This window comes from Comamonas sp. (genome assembly GCF_009360615.1).
GTDB lineage: Bacteria > Pseudomonadota > Gammaproteobacteria > Burkholderiales > Burkholderiaceae_C > Comamonas.
The window spans coordinates 1-10,147 of record NZ_SPEY01000036.1 but is presented as its reverse complement, the minus strand read 5'-3'; the positions used below and the strand labels follow the sequence as shown (position 1 = coordinate 10,147).

General features: G+C 64.7%; 10 protein-coding genes. 6 read left to right on the top strand and 4 right to left on the bottom strand.

Features of this window, described 5'->3' with window-relative positions; translation table 11 throughout:
* From mfd to E2583_RS11675, 6 genes are all read left to right on the top strand, one after another.
* Positions 1–2,603: transcription-repair coupling factor (mfd, locus tag E2583_RS11700; protein ID WP_291595968.1), on the top strand; the 2,603-nt coding region annotated here is incomplete at its 5' end.
* Positions 2,604–2,693: 90 nt separating this feature from the next.
* Positions 2,694–3,365, top strand: a complete 672-nt coding sequence (locus tag E2583_RS11695) for a hypothetical protein (RefSeq protein WP_291595966.1) — start codon at positions 2,694–2,696, stop codon at positions 3,363–3,365.
* A 167-nt stretch (positions 3,366–3,532) separates the two neighbouring features.
* Positions 3,533–4,558, top strand: coding sequence for a tripartite tricarboxylate transporter substrate binding protein (locus tag E2583_RS11690; RefSeq protein ID WP_291595964.1), 1,026 nt, complete (start codon positions 3,533–3,535; stop codon positions 4,556–4,558).
* Positions 4,559–4,716: 158 nt separating this feature from the next.
* On the top strand, positions 4,717–5,430 hold the full coding sequence (gene serB / locus E2583_RS11685) for a phosphoserine phosphatase SerB (protein ID WP_003070298.1): 714 nt from the start codon (positions 4,717–4,719) through the stop codon (positions 5,428–5,430).
* Between the two features lie 143 nt (positions 5,431–5,573).
* A complete protein-coding gene (locus E2583_RS11680; protein ID WP_291595963.1) occupies positions 5,574–6,131 on the top strand; it encodes an NADPH-dependent FMN reductase in 558 nt (185 codons plus the stop codon).
* 325 nt (positions 6,132–6,456) lie between these two features.
* Entirely contained in the window at positions 6,457–6,969 is a 513-nt protein-coding gene (locus E2583_RS11675) for an ABC transporter substrate-binding protein (protein WP_291595962.1), read from the top strand.
* A 227-nt stretch (positions 6,970–7,196) separates the two neighbouring features.
* On the opposite strand, the gene E2583_RS11670 is transcribed toward E2583_RS11675, so the two are convergent.
* The 4 genes from E2583_RS11670 to E2583_RS11655 form a co-directional block, all read right to left on the bottom strand.
* Positions 7,197–7,547 carry a DUF3325 domain-containing protein gene (locus tag E2583_RS11670; RefSeq protein ID WP_291595960.1) on the bottom strand — a complete coding sequence of 117 codons (351 nt, stop codon included), beginning with the start codon at positions 7,545–7,547 and terminating at the stop codon, positions 7,197–7,199.
* Positions 7,544–9,229: a PepSY domain-containing protein gene (locus E2583_RS11665; protein WP_291595958.1), complete on the bottom strand. Its 1,686-nt coding sequence runs from the start codon at positions 9,227–9,229 to the stop codon at positions 7,544–7,546. The genes E2583_RS11670 and E2583_RS11665 overlap by 4 nt, the downstream gene beginning before the upstream one ends.
* A 2-nt stretch (positions 9,230–9,231) precedes the next feature.
* A complete protein-coding gene (locus E2583_RS11660; protein WP_291595957.1) occupies positions 9,232–9,522 on the bottom strand; it encodes a DUF3649 domain-containing protein in 291 nt (96 codons plus the stop codon).
* A gap of 238 nt (positions 9,523–9,760) precedes the next feature.
* Positions 9,761–10,147 (bottom strand): TonB-dependent receptor (locus E2583_RS11655; RefSeq protein WP_291595955.1); only part of this gene is annotated, 387 nt, incomplete at its 5' end.

The window sequence follows — 10,147 nt, the reverse complement described above, 5'->3', positions numbered from 1 at the left end:
TCTGGCAGGACACCAAGGACCGCTACCGCCTGGTGCAAGGCGATCCCGACCACCCGGCGCTGCCGCCCGAGACGCTGTTTCTCAGCGCCGACCAGTTTTATACCCGCAGCAAGGAACACGCCCAGCTGGCCTTGCGCCCAGGCACCGAAGATGTGGCCGACAGCGCCATCTTCCAGAAGCTTGAAGACCTTTCCGTCGTGCGCGGAGCCGATGACCCGCTGGCCAAGCTGCAAAAACATATAGCAACTGGCGCGAGCAGGGTCTTGCTTCTGGCTGAATCCGATGGCAGGCGCGAGAGCCTTCTCGATTTCTTCCGCGCCTCGGGGGTCAACCCACCCGTATTCGATTCGCTGGCCGAGTTCCAGGCCGAAGCTACGGAAAAGGTCGGTATCGCCACCTCCAGCCTGATGACGGGCTTTGCCTGGGTCGAGGAAGGCCTGGACTTTGTCACCGAAACCGAGCTGTTCGCGAGCAGCCCCACGGGTCGCCGTCGCCGCCGCCAGGAGCAGGTCAGCGATGTCGAGGCCCTGATCAAGGACCTTTCCGAGCTCAAGGTCGGAGACCCCATCGTCCATGCCGACCACGGCATCGGTCGCTATCGCGGGCTCATCAACATGGACATGGGCCAGAAGAACCCTGACGGCACGCCCGCACTGCAGGAGTTTCTGCACCTGGAGTATGCGGCCGACGCCGTGCTCTACGTTCCTGTGAGCCAGTTGCACCTGATCAGCCGCTACACCGGCGTCTCGCCCGACGATGCGCCGCTGCACAAGCTGGGCGGAACGCAGTGGGAAAAGGCCAAGCGCAAGGCCGCCGAACAGGTGCGCGACTCGGCCGCCGAACTGCTCAATATCTACGCCCGCCGCGCCGCGCGCCAGGGCCATGCCTTCCGCTTCCCTACGGCCGACTACGAGCAGTTTGTGGCCGACTTCGGCTTCGAGGAAACGGCCGACCAGCGCGCCGCCATCCACGCCGTGGTGCAGGACATGATCAGCCCCCAGCCCATGGACCGCCTGGTCTGTGGCGATGTGGGCTTCGGCAAGACCGAGGTCGCACTGCGCGCGGCCTTTGTGGCGGCCATGGGCGGCAAGCAGGTCGCCTTCCTGGCCCCCACCACGCTGCTGGCCGAGCAGCATTACCAGACCCTGGTGGACCGCTTCTCCAAATGGCCGATCAAGGTTGCCGAGGTGTCGCGCTTTCGCTCGGGCAAGGAGATCACGGCGGCCATCAAGGGCATCTCGGACGGTACGGTGGATATCGTGGTCGGCACGCACAAGCTGCTGTCCGAATCAACGCAGTTCAAGAACCTGGGCCTGCTCATCATCGACGAGGAACACCGCTTTGGCGTGCGCCACAAGGAGGCCATGAAGGCCATGCGCGCCGAGGTCGATGTGCTGACGCTGACGGCCACCCCGATTCCGCGCACCATGGGCATGGCGCTGGAGGGGCTGCGCGACCTGTCGGTGATCGCCACCGCGCCGCAGCGGCGTCTGGCCATCAAGACCTTTGTGCGCAACGAAGGCACGGGCGTGATCCGCGAAGCCGTGCTGCGCGAACTCAAGCGCGGCGGACAGATCTACTTCCTGCACAACGAGGTCGAAACCATAGAGAACCGCAAGCAGAAGCTGGAGGAGATCCTGCCGGAGGCACGCATTGCCGTGGCCCATGGCCAGATGCCCGAGCGCGAGCTCGAACGCGTCATGCGCGATTTCGTGGCCCAGCGCTACAACATCCTGCTGTGTTCGACCATCATCGAGACCGGCATCGATGTTCCCTCGGCCAACACCATTCTCATCAGCCGCGCGGACAAGTTCGGTCTGGCGCAGCTGCACCAGTTGCGCGGACGGGTAGGACGCAGCCACCATCAGGCCTATGCCTATCTGATGGTGCCGGACCTGGACGGCCTGACCAAGCAGGCCCAGCAGCGGCTGGAGGCCATCCAGCAGATGGAGGAACTGGGCTCGGGCTTCTATCTGGCCATGCATGACCTGGAAATCCGTGGCGCCGGGGAGGTGCTGGGCGAAAACCAGAGCGGCAACATGATGGAGGTGGGCTTCCAGCTCTATAACGAGATGCTGTCCGAAGCCGTGCGCAGCCTCAAGGCCGGCAAGGAACCCGATCTGCTCTCGCCGCTGTCGGCCTCCACCGATATCAATCTGCATGCGCCGGCCCTGCTGCCCAACGACTACTGCGGCGACGTCCATCTGCGCCTGTCGTTCTACAAGAAGCTGGCAACGGCGAAGACGGCCGACCAGATCGATAGCCTGCTCGAGGAAATCGTGGATCGTTTCGGCAAGCTGCCGCCCCAGGCGCAGACCCTGATCGACGTCCACCGCCTGCGCGTGCTGAGCCAGCCCTATGGCGTGGTCAAGGTCGATGCGGCTCCCGGGGTGATCAACATCAGCTTCAAGCCCCAGCCGCCGATCGATCCCATGAACATCATTCATCTGATACAGAAGAACAAGCACATCAAGCTGGCGGGCAACGAGAAGCTGCGCATCGAAAAGGAACTGGAGAACCCCAAGGACCGTGCCCAGATGGTGCGCGATGTGCTGCGCAGCCTGGGCCAGCCACTCAAGAGCGAAGCAGCTGTTCATGCCTGACAAGGCGGCTGACGAGGCCGGCAGGGCTATTGGTCCCAGTACGCACCAGACGATGCAAGATGGCGGCTGAGCCTGATAAGCCGAGCCGCCATGTATCTTGAAACCGCTATTGCCCTGCTGGCCTTGTTGCTGGCCCTGCTCTGCCGTCCCTGGCGCATGCTGGGCAGCAGGGCCGGGCCCGGCGGCAAGCGCGACCCGGTGCTGTCGCCACTGATGACGCCGCTGCTGGCCATTCTGGTGCTGCTGCCCTGGGTCTGGGCATTGCCTGCGCTGCACAAAATGCCTCTGCAACTGCACTGGTCTGGTGCACCGCTGGTACTGCTACTGATCGGTTGGCCGCTTGCAGTGCCCGTACTGATAGCGACCAGCGCGATGGCCTTTGCGCTCGCCCCTGCGCTCGGACTGCAGGACGCGCTGGGCCTGGCGGTCTGGCAGGGGCTGGTACCGGCCACGCTGGCCATGCTCTGGGGGGCAGCAGTGCGCCGCTGGTGCTGGCACAACATCTTTGTCTTCATATTCTTGCGCGGCTTCCTGGGCACTGTGGTATGCGTATTCATTGCGTCCTTGCTCGGCCAGTGGGCCGGACATGTGCTGCCCAACGTCAATGACGAGCTCTCGCACATGGCACGCTGGCTCATGGCCTGGAGCGATGGCGTGACCACCGGTATGCTGACAGCGGTATTCGTGGTGTTTCGCCCGCACTGGGTGGCCACCTGGTCCGATGCCATATATCTGCAGCCGCCTGGCGGGCCTGAAAGCTGAGGCCGTCGAGACGCATTCAGGTCGGGCACTCTCCCGGCAACGGCGCCAACCGGATCGCTCCATCCGGCAAAACGCCAGGACATCTGGCACAAGGCTTGCTCATCATCGGGCTATCGCACCACGGCCATCACCCAGGCGGTGCATATCTTGAGAAAGAGAGGGATCGCATGCTGTTCCAACCCGTTCGCAACATCGTTCACCGCCGCATCCGCCACGCAGCCGATTCCGTGGCCCGCCCCGCACTGGCCTGCATGCTGGTGGCGGCAGGACTGACTGCCACGGCCCAGGCCCAGGACGCCTATCCCGAGCGCGCGGTCAAGGTCATCGTCGCCCTGCCCGCCGGAGGCAGCGCCGACATGATTGCCCGGGTCGTGGGGCAGAAGCTGGCCACTGAACTCAAGCAGCCTTTTGTGGTGGACAACCGTGCCGGTGCCTCGGGTCAGATCGGCACGCCGGCCGTGGCGCGATCCGCCCCGGACGGCTATACGCTGATGGTCTCGCCGGCCTCATTCCTGACCACCAACAAGAGCATCTTCAAATCCCTGCCCTATGACCCCGAGGCCGACTTCGCGCCCATCAGCAAGCTGGTGAATCAGCCCATGGTACTGGTGGTCAAGGACAGACAGAAATTCCCCAGCGTGGCTGCCGTGGTGGCGGCCGCCAAGGCCGCCCCAGGCAAGCTGACCTTTGCCTCATCCGGCGACGGCAGCCCACAGCATCTGGCCGCGCTGATGTTCGAGACGCGCACCCAGGCCAAGATGCTCCACGTGCCCTACAAAGGCGGTGCGCCGGCCGTCAACGACACACTGGCCGGCAATGTGGACATGCTGTTTGCCGTGCTGCCCGAAGCCCTGCCGCATATCCAGGCCGGCAAGCTGCATGCCCTGGCTGTGATGGCGCCCCGGCGCGCGGCCATGCTGCCCAACACCCCCACCATGGCGGAAGGCGGTTTTGCCGATCTCAACCTCTCGGCCTGGGTCGGGCTGTTCGCACCGGCCAAGACGCCGCAGCCCGTGATCGACAAGCTCAACCGCGCCGTGCGCGTGGCACTGGACAGCGAGATCAAGACCAAACTGGGTGAAAACGGCATGGAAGTCGCACCATCGACGCCCGAGCAGCTCAGGCAGACCGTGGCCCAGGACATCAGGCTGCATGCCGAGCTGGTCAAGGCTGCAGGCATCCAGCCGCAGTAAGCAGGCACCGCCTCGAACCGCACCAGGGGGCAAACTCAGGGGTGAATGGCAAGCCGAAGCCCGCCACAACAGCGGATAATGGCGGCCATCTTGAGGAATGGCGCAGACCTGATCTCTGCCATACCCCTTTCTGCTACCCCTCATTCGCACGATTCGCAATGACCGACGCCACCGAATTCGCCCCCGGCCTGATGATCCGCGGCTTTACCGCTCCCCAGAAGCTGGCGGACTACAAGCTCATCGCCTTTGATATGGACTCGACGCTGATCACCATCGAGTGCATCGACGAGATCGCCGACGCCACGGGCAAGAAGGCCGAAGTGGCGGCGATTACCGAAGCCACCATGCGCGGCGAAATCACCGACTTCAAGGACAGCCTGCGCCAACGCGTAGGCAAGCTGGTCGGAGTGACCGAGGCCGACATGGCCCGCGTTCTGGCCGAACGCCTGAAACTCTCGCCGGGCGCTGAAACCCTGGTCAGGGCCGCCAAGGCCGCGGGCCTGAAAGTGCTGCTGGTCTCGGGCGGTTTCACCTACTTTGCCGAGCATGTGCGCGGCCTGCTGGATATCGACTTTGTACGCGCCAATGTGCTGGAGATCAAGGACGGTGCACTGACTGGAGGCCTGGTCGAGCAGGCCTGGGGCGATATCTGCGACGGTGCGGAAAAGCGCCGCACCTTGCTGGAAGTGGCTTCGCTGATCGGCATCGATGCCAGCCAGTGCATTGCCGTGGGCGATGGCAGCAACGACATTCCCATGATGCAGGCGGCCGGTCTGTCTGTGGCCTTCCACGCCAAGCCGCGCGTGCGCAACGAGGCCAAGGTCGCCATCAACGAAGGCGGCCTGGATCGCCTGCTGGAAGTGCTCCGATAGGCTGGAACAAGCACCTGCCCCCATCAGCCGCGGCCCTGTCGCCCAGGGTCAGCGGCTTTTTTGCGCCCGCTACGGTGCAGCCATCCCCGACAGCTTTGCTACAGTGCCATGCATCTTCCTCAACCCGGTCGAAAGGTCAGAGCATGAGCCAACTCAAAATCGCCGTCATCGTGGGCAGCCTCAGCAAGCAGTCCATCAACCGCCAGCTCGCCCAGGGCCTGGCTGTACTCATGCAGGACAAGGCCGATTTCGAATTCATCGATATCAGCCGCCTGCCGGTCTACAACCGCGACTTCGACAGCACCCCCGATTTCAAGCCCTTTGACGACCTCAAACCCCAGATTCGCGGCTGCCACGGCGTTCTGTTCGTGACGCCCGAATACAACCGCTCCATCCCCGCAGCGCTCAAGAACGTGCTCGATGGCCTGAGCCGTCCCTATGGCCAATCCGTCTGGGCAGGACTGCCGGCCGCCGTGATCGGCAGTTCGCCCGGAGCGGCCGCCACGGCCATGGCCCAGCAGCACCTGCGCAATGTATTGGTGTCGCTGGACATGCCCACCCTTCCCCAGCCCGAAGGCTTTGTGCGCTGGTCCGACACCCTGCTCGACGCTGACGGCAAGATCGGCCAGGGCAGCCATGACTTCCTCGTCAAGTACATGACACGCTTTCTGGACTGGGTGCAGTTGCACCAGAAGCATTGAAGCGCTGAAGCGCTCTGCCACCGGGTCCATCGCCTGCCCTGCGCGCGCCCTTGCGCTGCGGGGCATTGTCATGGCTATTTCCCTGCATGGAAGACTGCTGGAACTTTTGCGCGCGCAGACTGTTCCTACAATAGCGTGCGGCCTCACACATCACACAAAACATCCGGCCGCCAGGGTCCGAGCCCTGTCCTTTTACGGACAGTTTCAGCTCGGCACCTTGAAAATCCACCTCTCGACTTTAAATACCATAGCAAGCAAGCCTTTTGCGACAACCGTTGCAGGGCATGCTGGTTGCCTTCGCTCGTCTGAGTGCGGGCGGCCGTCTATGACAACCATGACTGGAAACCATTTCGTGAAGACTTCGTACCGTGCTGCCGCCTCCGTGATTGCCATCGCCATCGCATCGCTGACCGTGCCTTCGCTGGCTCAGGCCAAGCGCATGGGCAGCAGCAAGTCCGTTCGCCCTGCCAGCATCGGCAGCAAGGCACCGGCTCAGCCCGCGCCCGTGGCTCCTGCCGCCGCCGCGCCCAAGGCTGCTCCTGCAGCAGCCCCCGCTGCGGCAGCGGCCCCTGCCGCCGCACCCGCAGCGGCAGCAGCTCCTGCCGCTCGTGGCTCCGGCATGATGGGCACCATGGCCGGCGCTGCCGTCGGTGCCGTGGCCGGCACCATGGCCGGCAATGCCATTGCCGGTGCCATGGGCGGTGGCGACAAGGAAGCCGAAGCCAGGAAGGCCAAGGAAGAAGAGGCCAAGAAGGCCGAAGCCGAGGCTGCAGCCCTGCAAAAGCAGCTGGACGACGCCAAGGCCAAGGCGGAAGCCGCTCGCGCAGCTGTCAAGTAATCAACGCCTTGTTGCAGCCCGGCATGCCGGGCCTGCGCCCAATGTCAAAAAAGGGATGCACCTGCATCCCTTTTTTGCATCCTTTTGTTCATCAAGCTCTGCATGATTTTGTGCTCCCCGGCAGCACAGCACCCGAAAAAGCATCTGCCCGCCACACGCCAGATGCACGGACACAGCCATGCACCATAAGCTGGTCGTAGCCGCCGATGCCGGCCTCCACCGCTATCTCAGGCGCTCCAGACAGCGGCCATGACCGCAGCAGCCGCGGCCAGAATGCAGGCAGCCGCAGCGGCCCCGCGGGCAGCGATGCTGATCAGGGCAACGACGAGCAATGCGCCTGCCGATAGCCAGCCCAGCCAGGCCACGACGCCTACGGACCAGCCCCAGGCCTGTACACAGGGCATGACCGCCGCAGCCAGCAGCCCCGCTCCCACTGCGCGCATCAGCCCCGCTCGCGCCGCAGGGATCTCCATGGCAGCCGTGAGCTGCTCATGGTGGCGTTCCATGGCAAACGCCAGCGCCGCCATGCCCGCAAAGCTCAGCGCAAATGCCAGCCACGATGCGTGCAATACATTCATGTTCCCACCTCCATCTTGCCCGCTGAAACCGGGCTTTCCGAACGGACGCTGCGGCGCCGCAGATAGTGCCAGGCCCAGGCTGTAAGCAATCCCAGCGCCATGGCGCTCAGCTCCACCCCTGCGCTCTCCCAGTCGCCGCGAGCGATCTGTGCAGGCAGACTGTCACCGACCGTGATCCAGTTCAGCAGCGGCAGCAGCAGGCACAAGGCGGCCAGCAGGCCCAGTTGCTCCCGCCATGCCGCTGCGGGAGCACGCACCATGGCATGCAGCAGTGTCAGGCCCCACAGCCCGAAGAACACCGCCAGCTCCCAACTCGCTCTATGGGACAGCCCGACGGGAACCAGGCGGTTGGCCCACAGATAGCCGATGCAGCCCAGGCCCAGACCGGCGATGGCCGCGACATTGAGTCCCTCGACGAGCCGGTACACGCGCGCCGTGGCGCTGCCGAACTCGCCGGCCTGCCGGCCCGGGTGCTTGCCGCGGCGCTTGACCATGAACAGGATGGCGCCGCTGGCCATCATGGCACTGCCCGCCAGCCCGCAGAGGAAATACAGCCACTTGAGCGCCTGGCCGCCGAACTCCACCTGGTGCAGACTGCCTATCACCGACTTGGCCATGGAGGCGTCACCACCGTCCACCTCGCCAGGCTGGCGCAGCCTCAGCACCTCGGCTGTCGCCGCCGAGAACATCACCATGCCGGTCGTCGGGTTCAGACGCTGCTGCATTTCCTCCTCGCTGTTCCAGCCGTAGACGCCGATGCGTGCCGCCGCATCGCCTGGGTTGTCCACGACCACGGCCCGCACGGGCTGGCCCATCAGCGCCTGGGCGCGTTGCACAAACGGCTCCAGCTGCGGAACCGCCATGGACCGGCCCGACGGTGCCGGCCTGTCCGACTCGTTGAGCGCCACCACATAGTCGCGCAGTCCCTGGCTGCCCGTGCCGAAATAGACCGCAATGCCGGCCGGCATCAAGGTCGAGGCGGAGATGGCAATCCCCGTATAGGCAATCATGATCTGGAATGGCAGCGTCAGCACCGCCACCGCATTGTGGGCATCCAGCCAGCTGCGCTGCCCCTTGCGGGCACGAAAGGTGAAGAAGTCCTTGAAGATGCGCCTGTGCGTGATGACCCCGCTGAGCAGCGCCACCAGCATGGCCATGCCCGCAATGCCGACCACCCAGAGGCCTGCCTGCCCCGCATGCAGCCGGTAGTGGAAATCCACGAAATGGTGGCCCCCCTTGGTGGCGCGCACGGCGCCGTGAGCCTGGTCCTTGCCCAGCGGCTGCCCGGTGGCGGAATCCAGTTCGGCCGCAGCGTACTGGCGCTTTTCATCGAACCAGTAGACACGCAGGTCGCCAGCGCCCTCGGCATCGGAAGGCCACAGCTCCCACATCTCGGCACCCGGATGGTGTTTTTCCATATAGGCCAGGCCCCAGGCCAGGCGCTGGCCCAGATCACCCCCACGCTGGCCGGAGGCTCGGGCGGCCGCCTGCGCCTGCTCCTGGGCATGATGCTCGGGCGTCATCCAGTGGGAGATGGGCTCCTCGAAGACCGCCAGCGTCCCCGTGAAAAAGACCGCGAACAGCAACCAGGAAAACCACAGGCCGCACCATGTGTGCAGCCAGGCCTGGGCCTGGCGAAAACCACCCTGGCCTGCTCCGCCCGCATTTTTACGCTCGGCCATGCTCAAGCTCCTCCAGCCAGCCAGGCCGAGGCGCCCGCCAGCACGATGCCGGGCAGCAGCAGCCCCAGCCAGACGCGGCCCGGCGACACCGGCGAAAAGGCCCAGATCACGGCCAGCAGATACGCAGGGAAACTCCACAGCATGCCCGCCAGCACCGACTCGGCACGCGGCTCGGAGAGGACCGTCGCCAGGAATACGGCCAGGGCGCTGGCCAGCAGATAGCCGCCCAGAACGGCGGCCAGCAGCCGGGACAGGACGCTGCTGCCCACAAAGCGTAGAAAGAATGGAGTCATGACATAAGGAAAGAGATGGAGGCCCCGGACGGCCCGGGGCAAAGCAGGCCGCAAGGCCCTTTCTTTATGTATGACAAACGAAAACCCAAAAAGGGTCATCCGCGCCACGCCCTGGCACAGGCCGGCCCCCACCGGGCCTGGCTGAACCATGGCAAAGCAGGCCGGCAATCGCCCGTCTGGCGCGCCGCACTCAGGCAGAAGTGGGCGACGGATTCGAGGACCCGGGTGCTGCCAACCCTCAGAAGTCGTAGCGCATACCCACGTTCACGCTGCGCGGCGCACCCCAGGTGTAGTAGAGGCCGCCCAGATTGCTGACGCCGGCAAAGTATTTCTTGTCCAGCAGATTGTTCACGTTCAGGCTCAGCGACAGATGCCTGTCGACCTGGTAGCGGGCCATCAGATCCAGCACGGCGTAGGACTGCTGTGCCAGAGTGTTGTGGCTGTCGCTGGTCGAAGTCTTGCTTTGCCAGCGAGTCGCCGCCCCCAACGTCAGACCGCGCAGCGCGCCGCCTTCGAAGCCGTAGGTGCTGCCGAGCTTGAGCTGGTACTTGGGATACAGGCTGGAGCTGGTCAGCGAGCTGTTTTGCTGCACCAGGCTACCCTGGACCTGCCAGCCGCGCGCCAG

Bases quoted from the DNA above. Each gene is read 5' to 3' on its own strand.
- E2583_RS11670 (WP_291595960.1), bottom strand. From the start codon at position 7,547: ATGAATGTATTGCACGCATCGTGGCTGGCATTTGCGCTGAGCTTTGCG.
- serB (WP_003070298.1), top strand. From the start codon at position 4,717: ATGACCGACGCCACCGAATTCGCCCCCGGCCTGATGATCCGCGGCTTT.
- E2583_RS11660 (WP_291595957.1), bottom strand. From the start codon at position 9,522: ATGACTCCATTCTTTCTACGCTTTGTGGGCAGCAGCGTCCTGTCCCGG.
- E2583_RS11675 (WP_291595962.1), top strand. From the start codon at position 6,457: ATGACAACCATGACTGGAAACCATTTCGTGAAGACTTCGTACCGTGCT.
- E2583_RS11665 (WP_291595958.1), bottom strand. From the start codon at position 9,229: ATGGCCGAGCGTAAAAATGCGGGCGGAGCAGGCCAGGGTGGTTTTCGC.
- E2583_RS11690 (WP_291595964.1), top strand. From the start codon at position 3,533: ATGCTGTTCCAACCCGTTCGCAACATCGTTCACCGCCGCATCCGCCAC.
- E2583_RS11695 (WP_291595966.1), top strand. From the start codon at position 2,694: ATGTATCTTGAAACCGCTATTGCCCTGCTGGCCTTGTTGCTGGCCCTG.
- E2583_RS11680 (WP_291595963.1), top strand. From the start codon at position 5,574: ATGAGCCAACTCAAAATCGCCGTCATCGTGGGCAGCCTCAGCAAGCAG.